Below are 15,238 nucleotides of genomic sequence, written 5' to 3'. Positions count from 1 at the left end.
GGTTTAGTCCTCCACCGTACGGCCTTTCAAGGCAAACAAGCCTCGAGGACGTTTTTGAATAAACAGAATGATGAAAACTAACACCAAGATTTTGGCCAATACTGCCCCAGCAAAAGGTTCCATTAGCTTATTGGCAATACCCAAAGTAAGGGCACCAATCACCGTACCAAATAGGTTGCCTACACCACCAAATACCACCACCATGAACGAGTCAATAATGTAGTTTTGGCCTAGGTTAGGGCCTACATTGGTAAGCTGACTTAAGGCTACGCCTGCAATACCCGCAATGCCCGAACCTAAACCAAAGGTCATGGCGTCTACCCAACTTGAGCGGATCCCCATTGAGTTGGCCATTGGGCGGTTTTGAGTAACAGCTCGCATTTGCAAACCAAAGAAGGTTTTACGCAAAATAGTCCATAGAGTGGCAACGACCATAAAGCTGAAAATAATGATGTATAAGCGGTTATAGGTCAGCGATAACACGCCGTTTATTTCTAGCGAACCACTCATCCATTGTGGAGTAATTACCGCTTGGTTTAAGGGGCCAAAAATACTGCGTACTGCTTGCTGCAGCACCAAACTTAAACCAAAAGTCGCCAGCAAGGTTTCCAGTGGGCGACCATACAAAAAGCGAATCACACCACGCTCAATAAGAATGCCCACTAAACCCGATACTACAAAGGCCGCCGGAATTGCCACCAGCAGAGACCATTCAATATTGTTAGGCATTAATTGTTGAACCACATAAGTGGTGTACGCACCCAGCATTATCATTTCGCCGTGGGCCATATTAATCACGCCCATCACGCCAAAGGTAATCGCCAAACCTACTGCGGCCAGTAACAGCACGGCACCCAAACTAATACCGAAGTACATATTCTCGGCAACGGTGTTAATTTGCAGTAGTTGTTGATTAGTGGCGATAGCTTTATCAATGGCAGCTAGAACTTGCGGGTCTTGTTCAGCTGATTGCTGTTTTACCAATACGTTTCGTGAAGCGGGATCAAGCTTACCAGCGAGCAGTTCAGCTGCTGCTTCTCTTGCTGCTGCATCTCCCTCTTGCAAGTTAATAATCGCCTGCATTTCTTTTAGTTTGGCGATCACGTCTTTGTCTTGCTCGGCCACCAAACGTTGCTCAATAATTGGTGTATACGAGGCATCTGCGGTATTCATTAACGAGCGGACCGCAGCAATACGTTCACTTGCATCGTTGGCGTTTAAACCCACCAGCGCCAAGCCATTACGTAATTGGCGACGAATTTTATTGTTAACCGAAATCTTTTTAATTTTAGATTTTTTAAGCGCACCTAAATCGGCGCCATCTATAACCGAACTTAAACGATAAAGACTGCCTTCTTTAATCGCCACAACCACTTGCTTATCAGATTTTTGATAGTACAAATTTGCTTCTAGCAAGCTGTTAAAAATAAGACTATTACGCTTATCACCTGTGGCAATAAGCTGTTCGATTGCTTGTTGTTTTTGATTATTTTTTTTAGCAGTTAAGGCCTGCACTGCCTGTTCCCAATCGCTAGCTGCCGCAGGTAATACCCATAATACGAGTAATACACTGGCGATAAAGCGAGAGAAACGAGATATGTATATGCTCAAAACAATCCCTACTCTTGATTGATTCAATACAAAAAGGCGCCACCGAACCACTTCGATCGCGCCTTTAAAAAAGTGCCTTTCGGCACTTAACTGTGTACGCGAACTAAATTAGTAGTTCTGGCCAGAACATTGGCCGGTTTTAATGTTGAAGTTGCCGCACTTAATCGGGGCAGTCCAGTCAGCTACAATCAAGCCAGACTCTTCAAGATGGTCAGTCCATGCATCACCAATTACGCCACCAGCAGTTTGCCATACTGTGTCGAATTGACCGTCGGCTTGGATTTCACCAATTAGTACTGGTTTAGTGAGGTGGTGGTTAGTGTTCATTACCGCGTAACCGCCAGTTAGGTTAGGCACAGTGATACCGTACATTGCTTCACGTACTGGGTCGGTATCTGTAGTACCAGCTTTCTCAACCGCTTCAGCCCACATTTGGAAACCAATGTAAGTGGCTTCCATTGGGTCGTTGGTTACACGCTTGTCGTCACCGGTGTAAGCTTTCCAAGCTGCAATAAATGATTCGTTCGCTTCGCTGTCAGCGCTTTGGAAGTAGTTCCAAGCCGCTAAGTGGCCTACAAGAGGGGCAGTATCAAAACCAGATAGCTCTTCTTCACCTACTGAGAAGGCTACTACAGGAATGTCTTCAGCCGAGATGCCTTGGTTAGCTAACTCTTTATAGAATGGTACGTTTGCGTCACCGTTAATGGTTGAAACAACCGCTGTTTTCTTGCCAGCACCACCAAATTTCTTCACATCAGAAACAATGGTTTGCCAATCAGAATGACCAAACGGTGTGTAGTTGATCATGATGTCAGCTTCAGCCACACCTTTAGACTTAAGGTAAGCTTCTAAAATCTTGTTAGTAGTACGTGGGTAAACGTAATCGGTTCCCGCTAATACCCAACGTTCAACACCTTCTTCAGCCATCAAGTAATCTACCGCAGGAATCGCTTGTTGGTTTGGCGCAGCACCGGTGTAGAATACGTTTTTAGAACTTTCTTCACCTTCATATTGAACCGGGTAGAACAGCATACCGTTCAACTCTTCAATTACTGGTAATACTGACTTACGAGATACCGAGGTCCAGCAACCAAAAATTACGTCTACTTGTTCTTTGTCTAAAAGCTCACGAGCTTTCTCAGCGAACAAAGGCCAATTTGACGCAGGGTCAACCACTACAGGCTCTAACTTCTTACCTAACAAACCACCCTTTTTGTTTTGCTCTTCAATCATCATAAGCACAGTGTCTTTCAGTGTGGTTTCACTAATCGCCATGGTGCCAGACAAAGAGTGTAAAACACCTACTTTGATGGTTTCAGCGGCTTGCGCTGCGTTAAGAGAGAACGCAAGGGCTACACCACTTGCTACCGTTGCTAACTTCTTCCATTTGCTATGTTGTGTCATTGCTATATTTCCTATTTTTTTATAGTCCTTTAGAGCATGCGGTACCTCATGCAGTGCTGAGGGGACTACAGCATTGACTGTGCCAAACACAAAAAACACAATAATAACAACAAGTTAATGTATAAACATTTAACTCAATAGAATTTAACTGCACACTTTACGAGCGTTAGCCTCAGAAAAACGCACCAAAATGATCGAATAGATAATAATCCCCAAACTGATGCACTAACTTGAATCGCCCGCACCAAATTGATCCACCAATGAACCAAATAAAAGCACCAATATGTAACAAAACCGCGCCCCTAGTAAGGCCAAAAAACTGGTTTAGTTCTTGCTGTATATAGCTAATGAAACACAGCCGAAAACAAGCAGTTAACTAAAGGAGCAATGTGAGCCAGCTTATTCAAACCCAGCGCAGCAAAGCAGCAGCGCCAATCAAACAAGGTTGGTTAGCAAAGCTTGAGCTTGGTTTTGCCCCCATTGCCAACAAAACGCGCTTAACCCTAAATAAGAGCATTGGCCCTTTAAGGGTGCAACGCCCCTTTCATCCAGAACTTGGTGCACCCGACTGTTGCCACGTTTATTTATTGCACCCACCCGGTGGATTAGTGGCCGGTGATACATTGCTGATGAATGTGGAATGCCTCGAAGGCAGCAAAGTGGTACTTACCACGCCAGCCTCAGGCAAGTTATACCGCTCTAACTTAGCCCGCCAAGAACAGTGTCAGCAGCAACGCTTTCATCTGCAAGACAGCAGCAGCCTTGAATGGCTTCCACCAGAAACCATTATATTTAATGGCGCTCAGGGGCGCCTCGACAGTCATTTCATGTTGCAAGGCGATGCTCAGCTTATCGCCTGGGAAATCACCTGCTTGGGGCGTAAAGCCAGTGACGAAGACTTTGACCATGGCGAGCTAATGCAGTCAATTAAAGTCTATCGCGAACAACGTCCACTACTAATTGAAAACACCCGTATCGACAACGCTCAAACGGCAGCTAACCCAGCGGCACTCGCAGGCAAGCATGTTTATGCCTGCATGTTGGCTACGGTAGATAAGCTAGATGAACAAGCGCAAAAGCAGCTACTAGAAGAACTACGCGAACAACTGGCTTGCCCAGATATAGGCATCACCTTAGTGCGCGGTTTAGTGATATTGCGCTACCTCGGCGACAACGCAGAGACAGTACGAGAAGAGTTTGAAGCGGCTTGGGCAGTGATTCGCCCACGTACATTAGGGCATGCAGCTGTTCGCCCACGCATTTGGAATACCTAATTTTAACATTACGAGGCAAACATGGAATTAACCCCAAGAGAGAAAGACAAGTTATTGCTGTTTACCGCGTTTTTGGTCGCCGAGCGACGCAAAGACAAAGGGCTAAAACTCAACTACCCAGAAACGGTTGCTTACCTCTCTGCCAGTATTGTTGAAGGCGCACGTGAAGGCCGCAGCGTTGCCGAGCTAATGAGTTGGGGGCGCACCCTATTGAGTCGCGATGAGGTGATGGATGGTATTGCTGAAATGGTGCATGAAGTTCAAGTAGAAGCCACCTTTCCAGACGGTACCAAACTGGTCACCGTGCATAACCCAATCCCTTAGGCCACCACAGAGGAACCACCAATGATACCTGGAGAATTGATTGTTGAAGACGGTTGGATAGAACTAAACCCTGGTTTAGCCACTATCACCGTTGATGTAGCCAATAGTGGTGACCGCCCAGTACAAGTAGGCTCCCACTACCATTTTGCCGAAACGAATCCGGCCTTACATTTTGATCGCAAAGCCGCACTGGGTTTTCGCTTAAACATTGCAGCTGGCACCGCGGTACGTTTTGAACCTGGCCAAAGCCGCAAAGTAGAATTGGTTGCGCTAAGCGGTAAACGCGAGGTCTACGGATTTAGAGGCGAAGTAATGGGCCCACTAAGTGATAAGGAACAAGCATGAGCAAGATGGATAAACGCGCCTACGCCGAAATGTTTGGCCCCACTGTAGGTGACAAAGTACGCCTAGGCGATACCGAACTGATCATTCAAGTTGAAAAAGATTACGCTCAATACGGCAGCGAAGTAAAATTTGGTGGCGGTAAAGTAATTCGTGATGGCATGGGACAAAGCCAAGCCAGCTGCGCCATGGTACCAGACACGGTTATCACCAACGCGCTAATTCTTGATCACTGGGGCATTGTTAAGGCCGATATCGCACTTAAAGAAGGCCGTATTCAAGCCATTGGTAAAGCCGGTAACCCAGATATTCAAGACGATATCGACATCGAAATTGGCGCCGGTACTGAAGTCATCGCTGGCGAAGGCCAAATTATTACCGCTGGCGGCGTAGATTCGCACATTCACTATATTTGCCCTCAGCAAATTGAAGAGGCCCTAATGTCGGGCACCACCACCATGTTAGGTGGCGGCACCGGTCCAGCCACTGGCACTAACGCAACCACTTGTACTCCAGGGCCTTTCCACTTAGGGAAAATGCTGCAATCGGCCGACAGTTTCCCAATGAATTTGGGCTTTCTAGGTAAGGGGAACGCCAGTTTGCCGCGCCCGCTTGAAGAGCAACTCATGGCTGGGGCCATGGGTTTGAAGCTGCACGAAGACTGGGGCACTACGCCAATGTCTATCGATAACTGCTTAAGCGTGGCCGAAAACTATGACGTTCAAGTGGCGATCCATACCGATACCTTGAACGAATCAGGGTTTGTTGAAGATACCATTGCAGCCTTTAAAGGCCGCGTGATCCACACTTACCACACCGAAGGTGCAGGGGGCGGACACGCTCCCGATATTATTACCGCCTGTGGTTTAGATAACGTATTGCCGTCGTCAACCAACCCTACTCGACCGTATACCATTAACACCGTTGATGAGCATTTGGATATGTTGATGGTGTGTCACCACCTTGATCCTGCCATTCCTGAAGACGTGGCTTTTGCTGATTCTCGAATTCGCAAAGAAACCATTGCCGCTGAAGATATTCTGCATGATTTAGGCGCATTCTCGATGATTGCTTCCGACTCGCAAGCCATGGGTCGAGTTGGCGAAGTGATTACCCGCACTTGGCAAACCGCCCACAAAATGAAAGTACAGCGTGGTTTGTTGCCTGAAGATAAAGACATTGGTTGTGATAACTTCCGCGCAAAACGTTATATCGCCAAATACACTATCAACCCAGCAATTACTCACGGCATCGCCCATGAAGTAGGCTCGGTTGAAGTGGGCAAATTAGCCGATTTAGTATTGTGGAAACCAGCCTTTTTTGGTGCTAAGCCCTCATTAATTATTAAAGGTGGGGCGATTGCTGCGGCACCAATGGGCGATCCCAATGCGTCTATTCCTACGCCACAACCGGTGCACTACCGTCCAATGTTTGGTGCCTATGGCAAAGCCATGACCGAAACTCGGGTGACCTTTGTTAGCCAAGCCGCCATAGATGCAAAAATTGATGAGACCCTAGGTTTATCGAGTCGCTTAGTGGCCTGTAAAAATACCCGCAAGATCAAGAAGCAAGACATGGTGCATAACCATTATCAGCCGCATATGGAAGTTGATTCACAAACCTATGAAGTGCGTGCCGATGGCCAACTGCTTGAGTGCGAACCCGCTACCGAGCTACCGCTCGCTCAGCGTTACTTTTTATTTTAAGGAGAGAATGAATGTTAAAGGTGTATCAAACCCTCCATCACTACCACGGCCCGGTGCATCACCAGGTGGTATTGAGTTATGAGCTGCGCAAAAAGGCCCGTATCAAGGCACAAACCGAGGATAAGCAAGACATAGGCTTTTTCTTGGAGCGTGGCCAAGTGCTACAAAATGGGCAGTTTTTAGAAGCTGAAAATGGCGAAGTGGTGGAGATTAAAAGTGCCGACGAACTGGTGACTACCGCCTACAGCGACAACCCATTAATGTTTGCTAAGGTCTGTTACCACTTGGGCAACCGCCATACACCGCTACAAGTAGGCGAAGGCTGGGTGCGCTTTCAACCCGACCACGTATTGCAAGACTTGGTTGAGCTATATGGTTTGCGTGTGGAGCAGCATCAAGGCCCCTTTGACCCAGAAACGGGCGCTTACCATAGCCACTTGCCGGCGCACAACCACTAATGTCTAGCATGGCGCAACTGCAACTCATGCGTTTGGTTAGTCCAAGCTTGCCAGTGGGGGGCTTTGCCTATTCACAAGGTTTGGAATACGCCATAGAAAACGCTTGGGTGAATAACCCAGAGCAACTGGCAGCGTGGATAAGTGGTTGTTTAAACGCCGGCTTGGCTTGTTTAGACATCCCTATGTTAGCGGCGCTGTATAAAGCGTGCGCAGACAAAGATTTTGCCCAATTTGAAAGCGTAAACCTAGAGCTAATCGCCAGTCGCGAAACGCTTGAGCTGGAGCTAGAAGATGTGCAAATGGGTAACGCCCTGCGCACTTTGCTCAGCCAACTCGATGAGAACATCACTGCGCATTTAAGCGATGAACCCATGAGCTGGACCAGCATGTTTGCCTTGGCCGGTGTGCATTGGCAAGTTGAGCTAGATGAACTGGCCGACGGCTATCTATGGACCTGGCTAGAAAACCAACTGGCCGTGGCAGGTAAAACGCTGCCCTTGGGGCAAACCGCCTGCCAAAAGCTATTGAGCGAATTACTGCCCTTGTTGCCACCAGCACGAGAAGCGGGGCTAGCCTTACCTTTTAACCAAATTAGCGGGTCGCTGCCAGCATTAAGCTTGGCCAGCGCCTTACACGAAACCCAGTATTGTCGGCTGTTCCGCTCTTAAGCGCAGCCACAAATAAGAGGAATAACAATGAGCATTAAACAAACCTTACGCGTAGGTGTTGGCGGCCCAGTAGGCTCTGGAAAAACAGCATTACTCACCGCTTTATGTCGTGAACTAAAAGATCGTTTCAACTTGGCAGTAGTGACTAACGATATCTACACCAAAGAAGACGCCCAGTTTTTATTACGTAACGATGCCCTAGCTGAAGACCGTATTTTGGGTGTAGAAACTGGCGGCTGCCCACACACTGCTATTCGCGAAGACGCTTCAATGAACTTAGCAGCAATTGCCGAACTTAACCGTCGCCATAAAGGCCTTGATTTGGTCTTAGTAGAAAGCGGCGGCGACAACCTAAGTGCCACTTTTAGTCCAGAGTTAAGTGACCTAACCCTATACGTGATTGATGTCAGTGCTGGTGACAAAATTCCGCGTAAAGGCGGCCCAGGCATCACCAAGTCTGACTTATTAATCATCAATAAAACTGACTTAGCGCCGCATGTAGGAGCCTCGCTTGAAGTGATGGATCGCGATGCGAAAAAGATGCGTGGCGAACGCCCGTTTGTATTCAGTAATCTAAAAACCAATAAAGGTTTGCAAGACATCATCAACTTTATTATTGAGCAAGGCATGCTGGAAGAAACCAGCCCAGTCGCTGCTAACTAAACTATTTTATAAGGATATCAAACATGAAAAAGCTACTTACTTTAGCCGCAGGCTTACTCTTTTCGTTACCGAGTTTTGCTCACGAAGGTCACCACCACGGTTTGTCAGAAGGTTTATTACACCCCCTAACAGGCCTTGACCACCTTATCGCCTTAAGCCTAATTGGTTTACTGGCTAGCCAAACCGGCAAACTAAAACTTAGCCTTGCTCAAAGCGTATTTGCTTTAATACTAGCGGCAGTAGTGGCAAGCATGGGTTTTGTACCACCAATGCTAGAAACAGGCTTAGCCATTTCCTTGCTAGTAATGGCAGTGTTAGTGGCTAAAGTGCTACCACGCTCAACCGGTGTTGTAGGTTTAGTGGTATGTTTAGTGGCAGCTCTACACGGCGCAGCTCACGGTAACGAAGTACCCGCTGGCGCAGACATGAAATTGTTCTTCGCCGGTTTCATTGCCAGTTCAGTAGCGCTAATTTGTGCCGGATTCGCACTAGGTAAAGCGGCTCAACAATCTCAATATACGCAAAAAATCACTCGCACCATTGCAGGTCTAGCAGGCGCGTTTGGCATTAGTGCCTTAGTCGCTTAATTCTTACGTAATGATACGCCGCTGGCGCATAGCAACAGCGGCGACAAACTTCACAGTTTGCGGCATAATGCCGCTATGAGCATCAATTCTTTGTCAACCCAGCCCCTGCAACAGCAAAGCCAACTTAGGCCTAAGCACATTGCTCTAAGCATTGGTGAGCAGCATATTAGTTATCAGCAGCTTTATGCCATGGTAAGTGCTACCGCTGAGCAATTGCGCATGCAAGGAGTTGGCAAAGGTTCGCGAGTATGTTGTTTTGGCGAAGACCCGCTGCGCATGCTGCTATTACAACTCGCTAGTTTGCAGCTAGCTTATGTTTTTTGCCCGCTCAATCATCATCACCCGCTCAGCCAATTACAAGCCTTAAGCGAAACCGTAGATAGTCAGTTTTATTGGAGCGATTTAGATCTCTGTTTAACGACACCCAAGCGCGTAGAGTTTAACCCTCATCAAGCACTAAGCTTTAACGCCGAAGCAGAACTCGACAGCGAGTTACCGCAAAGCATGGTATTTACCTCTGGCAGCAGCGGCCCACCAAAGGCAGTGGTGCATTGTTGGCGCAATCACTTCTTTAGCGCACAAGGCTCACAAGCGGTTGTTCCATTAGATGAAAACGACCAATGGTTACTGTCTTTACCGCTGTATCATATTGGTGGCCAAGCCATTGTATGGCGCTGTATTTTAGCCGGTGCACGGATTGTAGTGGCACAAAACAAAGGTCGCGTTTTCCCCGACTTGCTGGCAAGCCAAACCACCCATGTATCACTGGTACCCACTCAACTATACCGTTTGCTCACACAAGCCAAATTTTGGGCAAGCGCGCTTAGCCTAAAACACATTTTGATTGGCGGCGCAGCGTGTAATGATAGCTTATTAGAAGAAGCCATTAGTCGCGGTTTTCAGGTTTATAGCTCCTATGGCAGTAGTGAAATGAGCTCACAAATTGCTACCCGCCACCACCGCTTAGGGCAAGCAACTTACCAATTGCTGCCGCACCGGCGGGCTAAGATTCACCAAGGTGAAATCTATTTACGCGGAAAAACCTTATTTTTAGGCTACTGGAAAAATGGCGACATAATACGCGCTTGCGACCCCGATGGTTGGTTTAACAGCGGTGATTTAGGCCGTATTGAAGGCGCGCAGCTATTTACCTTAGGCCGCAGCAACAACATGTTTATTTGCGCAGGCGAAAACATTCAGCCAGAAGAAATTGAATTGGCCTTGTTACAGCACCCGCAGATCAACCAAGCGATAGTTGTACCGCAGCAAAACAGCGAATATGGTCAACGACCGGTGGCATTTATTAGTAGCGAACTGGACGTTAACCCACAGCAGTTAAATCAGTTTTTACGCCAGCAGCTAGCGGCAATCAAACTGCCGATTGCCTATTTTGATTTACCCGAGCAAAACTCACTAAAGCCATCGCGAAGTGAGCTAAGCACATTAGCTAATCACAAATCGAGCTGTTGCGACCAATGTTGAAATTCAGAAATGTTAATCCAAGACTGTTGATAGGCGTGTTGTAAGGCACAGTGTTGCTGCTCTTTTAGGTTTTGGTGGGAATCAGGAACAAAGCAGCATGCCCCTTTAAAGAATTGTTCTCTTTCTGCCAAGTAACGGCCTAGCAAACCGGTTTTTGCAAAATCTTGTTCTCTTCTCATAAGCACTCCTTACGACTATTAATAGCTAGCGCTCAAGGGTGGCAAGCCAAACAAAATGCCACCACTTACCTTACATTTAGCACGCATTTTCGCCGTCAACAAGTACTATTTATCTGCAAATATCCAAACAAGCTAGGCTGTCACGATAAATGCGCAGTGGTGCCGATAAAAGCAGCAGCGGTTTTGTTTACCTTATTGATAAGCCTCTTTAAAATGCCCAGCAAATAATAAATGAGGTGACTATGAAAATTGCAGTAATTAGCGTGAGCCTACTGAGTATGGTGGCGTTATCTAGCCAAGCAAACCCTGAAGTGGGTGTAATGGTAGGTAGCGACAATGGCTTAAGTGCCCAATTTGATGACATTCGCGTAAATCTAGGGTTTAGCGAATTTTCGCTAAGTGGCGACAAAATCATTGGCTTTCCCGATCAAGAACACTTTTATTATGGTTTTGGCGGTAAGTGGAGTGACCACCATCATAACAAGCTGGGTGCTCGAGCAGTATTTGGCGCGCATACTGTGGTTGAGCAATTTCGCTTTTTTGCCGAAATTCAACCGATTGTGTACGTGGTAGACGACTTAGAAGTAAAACTTGAGGCTAGCGCAGGGGTTCGTTACCTGTTCTAAAGCCGCTCGCTTCGCCATTATCTGCTAGCCTTATAGAAGAACAGCAATCATGGCGAACGCGAATGCAAGAACCGGATATTGAGTTGCTCAACCGGTTTGTTAATGCCTACGAGCAACGTCACCATTACCCAGAAACGAGTAGCCCTAGCAGCCGTAAAAAAGTGTTTGCGGCCCTTGAGCAATCGCTAAGCTGCAAACTATTTGATGGTGACTACTCAAACCTTAATTCACAAGGTCAGTTGCTGTACCAACGCGCTAAACAACTGCAATTGCAGTTAGATAATTTCTTACAAAGCCCATTAGAAAAACCTCAGCCGCAGCAAATCATTATTGGTTTAGACGAGTTTGTACCAAGCCAAAGCTTACTGCATTACTACCCACGCTTTATTAGCGAACTGTCACTGCAGCAACTCAAGTTAGTGCAGCTCAGTAGCGCTCAATTACAGCAACAACTCTGTGCCGGTGAAATAGACATCGCCTTACGAGTGGCCCAGCAACAAAAGCCGCCAAAAACCCACTCGCGCCGATACTGTAATCTTAATCTGGCTTTGGCGTGTGCGGCGCGTCATAGCCTAAGTAAACATCAGCAACTCTGCGCCGAACAACTGCAGCGCCATCGTCAGCTATGTTTAAACCACCTTCCTGTCGAGCTACAACTTAATCGGGTAAATTGTTGGCAATTGGCCCACCGAGAAATGCTGCATGATTTATTAGTTTTGGGCATGGGATGGGCTTTTGCGCCACGCCATTGGCTGGAGTCCAGCTTTAGAAACGGGAGCCTGATTGAGCTGCACTTAAGCAATTACTTTTCACCCACTAAATTAGAAATAGAAATACTGTGGCTAAATAGCCAGCACGATAGCCAAGTCGCCCAATGCTTAAATTTATTAGGTTTAAGTGCTTATGATGGATGAAAATACTAAGCAACAAGCGCTTGCCGCTTTTGTATGCCTGGCCAAACATGCCGACTTAGCCAAATGCGCTGCGCAGCAACAATGCTCGCCTCAGCAAATACTGACACGGATAGATGCGCTTCAGCAGCAGCTCAATTGCACACTGTTTAGCCAGCATAATCCGCCCTATCAACTGAGTAGTGCTGGCCTCGCGCTGGTGGAGCAGGCAGAGCTTATTGTAAGCCGCTATCAAGAACTACAACGACACTGCCGTCATCTTCAACTCGACAAAAGCTTAAGCTTAAGTATTAGCTTTCAAGCCTGGTTTCCTAGCCCGTGGCTCACGTTGTTGGCCAACCAACTACAACGCTTTGATCCTTTGCTAGAGTTGCACTTTAGCTGTACCTCTCAGCAGCCGGTTCACTTTAGCTTCTCTGCCAGCTCCTCAAAGCAGCAGGTAGACACGCTTAAGTGGAAGCCCGCGAGCTTAATCAAGGTGGCTCATCCTAAGTTGGTAAACCATCAGCAACGGTTCGACGGGCATCTCAAGCTATTTGACGTGCGTGAAGCCGAACAGAACAACCTGTTTAATGGTGAGACCCTACTGCTAGATGCCCTAGAGGCGGGCTTAGGCTGGGCAATTCTGCCACAAATTAGTGTCGAGTCTCGCCTAGCTGAAGGAATACTTAAAGCTTGGCCAGAGCCTATTGGTGAATTACCTACCTATTTACACCTTGCTCAGCGTTGCCCTGAAGATATCAGCGCTTGGCTCAAGCAACAGCAGGCTGAGTTTTGTGACTAGATTATTTAGGCAGGTTATACTCGACCTTCATTTTTGCCACTGACAAATCGTTAAATGAGTCGAGCCCGCTGTCAACGTTGTTTGCGCCCGCAAACTCACTGCTTATGTAAGCACATTAATCCATGTGAGCATCACCACCCGGTGATTATTTTGCAGCACCCTAGTGAGCAAAAACACGCCAAAGGCACCGCTCAACTGGCTTGTTTGGCACTGAATAAAGCGCAGATTATGGTGGGAGAAACGCCACTTGATTTTGCCATACTTAAGCAGCAAGTGTTAGCCCACCCAGAGCGGTTTTATTTGATTTACCCCAGTTCACAAAGCCGAGCTATTGAACAGGTGTTTTCCTCAATAAAAACTCAAGAAGCGCCCCTCAACGATCCACCATGCCTGCCCAGCCTCATTTTTTTAGATGGCACTTGGCGAAAAGCTAAGCGGCTTTGGCACCTCAATCCATGGTTACACAATTTAGAACAATTTCACTTTACCAGCGCACCAAGCGGACAATATAAAATACGGAAAACATCGATAGATAAAGGCCTATCAACTATTGAGGCTATCGGATACTCACTTGAGCAGATAGAAATGTTTGACCCTACTCCCTTAGTGGGTATACTACGCGCCCTTGCTAACCAGCAACTTTCCGCAATGCCTGAAAAAGTGAAACATCGCTATTGATGTGTTGTTGATCCTTGCCACAGGTTAGCTCAAAGATCTAAGCACAAACTGGTCAAAATTAAGTAACAAGACTAAGTTAAATTGTATGCATAACATAAATGTAGGAGTGCATTTGCATGTCTAGTAACAATGTCGTGGATGACAAACCCAGTAAGTCTGACGAGTGGAAAGTATTCCTGTTTATCGCAGTGATTCTGTTTCCTATTTTGGCCGTAGCATTTGTCGGTGGTTATGGCTTTATCGTTTGGATGCTGCAGATACTTACCGGCCCCCCAGGACACGGTTAATCGCCCTAATAATACACTTTAGAAAACGAACTAATTCGCAGTAATGTGAGATACCACGATGAAAAATATGCTGAAGAAATTTTGGTTAATAGTGAGCAAACCAAGCGTCCATTTAAGCTTTGGTTTTTTGACTATTGGCGGCTTTGTTGCCGGTATTATTTTCTGGGGCGGTTTTAACACCGCTTTAGAGGCAACCAATACCGAAGAATTTTGCATTGGCTGCCATGAAATGGCCGACAATGTTTATGTAGAACTTCAAGAAACCGTACACTGGAAAAATAACTCTGGGGTACGCGCCACCTGCCCAGATTGTCACGTACCACATAATTGGACTGACAAAATTGCCCGTAAGATGCAGGCTTCAAAAGAAGTTTATGGCAAGATTTTTGGCACCATTAGTACCCGTGAAAAATTCTTAGAGAAACGCGGCGAGCTGGCTCAACATGAGTGGGACAGGTTCACTGCTAATAACTCTTTAGAATGTAAGAATTGTCACGACTACAACAGCATGGACTTCGATTCAATGTCGGAACGTGCTCAAGTACAAATGAAAATGGCTGCCGAGCGCGACCAAAGCTGTATTGATTGCCACAAAGGCATTGCCCACCATCTGCCTGACAATATGAACTCTGGTGAGGGCACCTTAGCTAAACTAGAAGAAATGGCCACCTCAGGGTACAAGAAAGGCGAAAGCTACTTTAGCGTGCGCCAATTGCCCTTGTTCACTAATCCTGAGTTAAACGAAGAGGCCGGCCAGTTAAACGCCGCCACCGAAGTGAAGATTCTAGAAGTTAAAGGTGATGCAATTAAAGTTGAGATAGATGCTTGGCGTAAAACTAAAGGTTTTGGCCGGGTATTGTTTGAAGACTTTGCCATGAACATTAACGATGGTTACCTGACCAAAGAAGTCGCGCAAGCCGAAGGCAGCATGACCAAGGGGGAAACCAAAGAAGACGATTTAACTGGTTTGCCTTGGCAAAAAGTGTCAGTGGAATTGTGGATGCGTAACGGCTCCTTAACCGATTCTCGCGATACCTTATGGACCTTCGCCAAAACCACTTACGATAGCGCGTGTAGTGTTTGTCATACTCAACCCGCCGAAAACCACTTCGACACCAATACCTGGCCAGGTATGTTCAACGGCATGTTGTCGTTTGTGAATTTAGACGGTGATACTCAAGCGCTGGTATTAAAATACCTTCAAAAACATTCTTCAGATTTTTCTGACGCTGGCCACTAATTAAGGAGATTAAC

At 46.7% G+C, this 15,238-nt stretch carries 18 protein-coding genes; 15 read left to right on the top strand and 3 right to left on the bottom strand.

The window, feature by feature from the left end; all coding sequences use genetic code 11:
• Positions 1-3: 3 nt before the first annotated feature.
• Together urtB and urtA are read right to left on the bottom strand one after the other, a co-directional pair.
• On the bottom strand, positions 4-1,611 hold the full coding sequence (gene urtB / locus Q4592_RS06570; protein ID WP_303511362.1) for an urea ABC transporter permease subunit UrtB: 1,608 nt from the start codon (positions 1,609-1,611) through the stop codon (positions 4-6).
• A 108-nt stretch (positions 1,612-1,719) separates the two neighbouring features.
• Positions 1,720-3,015: an urea ABC transporter substrate-binding protein gene (urtA, locus tag Q4592_RS06565; protein WP_137674144.1), complete on the bottom strand. Its 1,296-nt coding sequence runs from the start codon at positions 3,013-3,015 to the stop codon at positions 1,720-1,722.
• Positions 3,016-3,404: 389 nt separating this feature from the next.
• Between urtA and Q4592_RS06560 the strand changes: the two genes are divergently transcribed.
• From Q4592_RS06560 to menE, 9 genes are all read left to right on the top strand, one after another.
• Positions 3,405-4,289, top strand: a complete 885-nt coding sequence (locus tag Q4592_RS06560; protein WP_303511359.1) for an urease accessory protein UreD — start codon at positions 3,405-3,407, stop codon at positions 4,287-4,289.
• A gap of 21 nt (positions 4,290-4,310) precedes the next feature.
• Positions 4,311-4,613, top strand: coding sequence for an urease subunit gamma (gene ureA, locus Q4592_RS06555; protein WP_137674146.1), 303 nt, complete (start codon positions 4,311-4,313; stop codon positions 4,611-4,613).
• A gap of 21 nt (positions 4,614-4,634) precedes the next feature.
• Positions 4,635-4,958: an urease subunit beta gene (locus tag Q4592_RS06550; RefSeq protein ID WP_137674147.1), complete on the top strand. Its 324-nt coding sequence runs from the start codon at positions 4,635-4,637 to the stop codon at positions 4,956-4,958.
• Positions 4,955-6,661, top strand: coding sequence for an urease subunit alpha (gene ureC / locus Q4592_RS06545; protein WP_303511350.1), 1,707 nt, complete (start codon positions 4,955-4,957; stop codon positions 6,659-6,661). The genes Q4592_RS06550 and ureC overlap by 4 nt, the downstream gene beginning before the upstream one ends.
• 11 nt (positions 6,662-6,672) lie before the next feature.
• A complete protein-coding gene (gene ureE, locus Q4592_RS06540) occupies positions 6,673-7,119 on the top strand; it encodes an urease accessory protein UreE (protein ID WP_303511348.1) in 447 nt (148 codons plus the stop codon).
• A complete protein-coding gene (locus Q4592_RS06535) occupies positions 7,119-7,787 on the top strand; it encodes an urease accessory protein UreF (protein WP_303511346.1) in 669 nt (222 codons plus the stop codon). The genes ureE and Q4592_RS06535 overlap by 1 nt, the downstream gene beginning before the upstream one ends.
• A gap of 27 nt (positions 7,788-7,814) precedes the next feature.
• On the top strand, positions 7,815-8,450 hold the full coding sequence (gene ureG, locus Q4592_RS06530; RefSeq protein WP_303511345.1) for an urease accessory protein UreG: 636 nt from the start codon (positions 7,815-7,817) through the stop codon (positions 8,448-8,450).
• A 23-nt stretch (positions 8,451-8,473) separates the two neighbouring features.
• Complete coding sequence (locus Q4592_RS06525) at positions 8,474-9,037, top strand: HupE/UreJ family protein (protein ID WP_137674152.1); 564 nt, start codon at positions 8,474-8,476, stop codon at positions 9,035-9,037.
• 75 nt (positions 9,038-9,112) lie between these two features.
• Positions 9,113-10,519, top strand: a complete 1,407-nt coding sequence (gene menE, locus Q4592_RS06520; protein ID WP_303511343.1) for an o-succinylbenzoate--CoA ligase — start codon at positions 9,113-9,115, stop codon at positions 10,517-10,519.
• On the opposite strand, the gene Q4592_RS06515 is transcribed toward menE, so the two are convergent.
• Positions 10,489-10,698 (bottom strand): hypothetical protein, encoded by a 210-nt coding sequence (locus Q4592_RS06515; RefSeq protein WP_137674154.1) that lies wholly within the window; start codon positions 10,696-10,698, stop codon positions 10,489-10,491. The genes menE and Q4592_RS06515 overlap by 31 nt on opposite strands.
• Positions 10,699-10,940: 242 nt before the next feature.
• Here Q4592_RS06515 and Q4592_RS06510 point away from each other — a divergent pair, with 242 nt between their 5' ends.
• The 6 genes from Q4592_RS06510 (at position 10,941) to torC (ending at position 15,224) form a co-directional block, all read left to right on the top strand.
• Positions 10,941-11,324 carry a hypothetical protein gene (locus Q4592_RS06510; RefSeq protein ID WP_303511340.1) on the top strand — a complete coding sequence of 128 codons (384 nt, stop codon included), beginning with the start codon at positions 10,941-10,943 and terminating at the stop codon, positions 11,322-11,324.
• Between the two features lie 62 nt (positions 11,325-11,386).
• The gene (locus Q4592_RS06505; protein ID WP_303511338.1) at positions 11,387-12,238 is read left to right on the top strand and encodes a LysR family transcriptional regulator; all 852 of its coding nucleotides are present in this window, start codon (positions 11,387-11,389) and stop codon (positions 12,236-12,238) included.
• A complete protein-coding gene (locus tag Q4592_RS06500) occupies positions 12,228-13,019 on the top strand; it encodes a LysR family transcriptional regulator (RefSeq protein ID WP_303511336.1) in 792 nt (263 codons plus the stop codon). The genes Q4592_RS06505 and Q4592_RS06500 overlap by 11 nt, the downstream gene beginning before the upstream one ends.
• 54 nt (positions 13,020-13,073) lie before the next feature.
• Entirely contained in the window at positions 13,074-13,697 is a 624-nt protein-coding gene (locus tag Q4592_RS06495; protein WP_303511334.1) for a tRNA-uridine aminocarboxypropyltransferase, read from the top strand.
• Between the two features lie 116 nt (positions 13,698-13,813).
• Positions 13,814-13,984 (top strand): trimethylamine N-oxide reductase system protein TorE, encoded by a 171-nt coding sequence (gene torE / locus Q4592_RS06490; protein ID WP_137674159.1) that lies wholly within the window; start codon positions 13,814-13,816, stop codon positions 13,982-13,984.
• Positions 13,985-14,042: 58 nt separating this feature from the next.
• Entirely contained in the window at positions 14,043-15,224 is a 1,182-nt protein-coding gene (gene torC, locus Q4592_RS06485; RefSeq protein WP_303511329.1) for a pentaheme c-type cytochrome TorC, read from the top strand.
• The last annotated feature ends 14 nt before the right edge of the window (positions 15,225-15,238 follow it).

It is taken from the genome of Agarivorans sp. 1_MG-2023, from assembly GCF_030548385.1.
Taxonomy (GTDB): domain Bacteria; phylum Pseudomonadota; class Gammaproteobacteria; order Enterobacterales; family Celerinatantimonadaceae; genus Agarivorans.
This window is presented reverse-complemented; position numbering and strand designations above follow the sequence as displayed.

What these genes read in the sequence shown, in the direction of transcription:
- urtA (WP_137674144.1), bottom strand. Translation starts at nt 3,015, where the DNA reads ATGACACAACATAGCAAATGGAAGAAGTTAGCAACGGTAGCAAGTGGT.
- ureA (WP_137674146.1), top strand. Translation starts at nt 4,311, where the DNA reads ATGGAATTAACCCCAAGAGAGAAAGACAAGTTATTGCTGTTTACCGCG.
- Q4592_RS06550 (WP_137674147.1), top strand. Translation starts at nt 4,635, where the DNA reads ATGATACCTGGAGAATTGATTGTTGAAGACGGTTGGATAGAACTAAAC.
- ureC (WP_303511350.1), top strand. Translation starts at nt 4,955, where the DNA reads ATGAGCAAGATGGATAAACGCGCCTACGCCGAAATGTTTGGCCCCACT.
- ureE (WP_303511348.1), top strand. Translation starts at nt 6,673, where the DNA reads ATGTTAAAGGTGTATCAAACCCTCCATCACTACCACGGCCCGGTGCAT.
- Q4592_RS06535 (WP_303511346.1), top strand. Translation starts at nt 7,119, where the DNA reads ATGTCTAGCATGGCGCAACTGCAACTCATGCGTTTGGTTAGTCCAAGC.
- ureG (WP_303511345.1), top strand. Translation starts at nt 7,815, where the DNA reads ATGAGCATTAAACAAACCTTACGCGTAGGTGTTGGCGGCCCAGTAGGC.
- Q4592_RS06525 (WP_137674152.1), top strand. Translation starts at nt 8,474, where the DNA reads ATGAAAAAGCTACTTACTTTAGCCGCAGGCTTACTCTTTTCGTTACCG.
- menE (WP_303511343.1), top strand. Translation starts at nt 9,113, where the DNA reads ATGAGCATCAATTCTTTGTCAACCCAGCCCCTGCAACAGCAAAGCCAA.
- Q4592_RS06515 (WP_137674154.1), bottom strand. Translation starts at nt 10,698, where the DNA reads ATGAGAAGAGAACAAGATTTTGCAAAAACCGGTTTGCTAGGCCGTTAC.
- Q4592_RS06510 (WP_303511340.1), top strand. Translation starts at nt 10,941, where the DNA reads ATGAAAATTGCAGTAATTAGCGTGAGCCTACTGAGTATGGTGGCGTTA.
- Q4592_RS06505 (WP_303511338.1), top strand. Translation starts at nt 11,387, where the DNA reads ATGCAAGAACCGGATATTGAGTTGCTCAACCGGTTTGTTAATGCCTAC.
- Q4592_RS06500 (WP_303511336.1), top strand. Translation starts at nt 12,228, where the DNA reads ATGATGGATGAAAATACTAAGCAACAAGCGCTTGCCGCTTTTGTATGC.
- Q4592_RS06495 (WP_303511334.1), top strand. Translation starts at nt 13,074, where the DNA reads ATGAGTCGAGCCCGCTGTCAACGTTGTTTGCGCCCGCAAACTCACTGC.
- torE (WP_137674159.1), top strand. Translation starts at nt 13,814, where the DNA reads ATGTCTAGTAACAATGTCGTGGATGACAAACCCAGTAAGTCTGACGAG.
- torC (WP_303511329.1), top strand. Translation starts at nt 14,043, where the DNA reads ATGAAAAATATGCTGAAGAAATTTTGGTTAATAGTGAGCAAACCAAGC.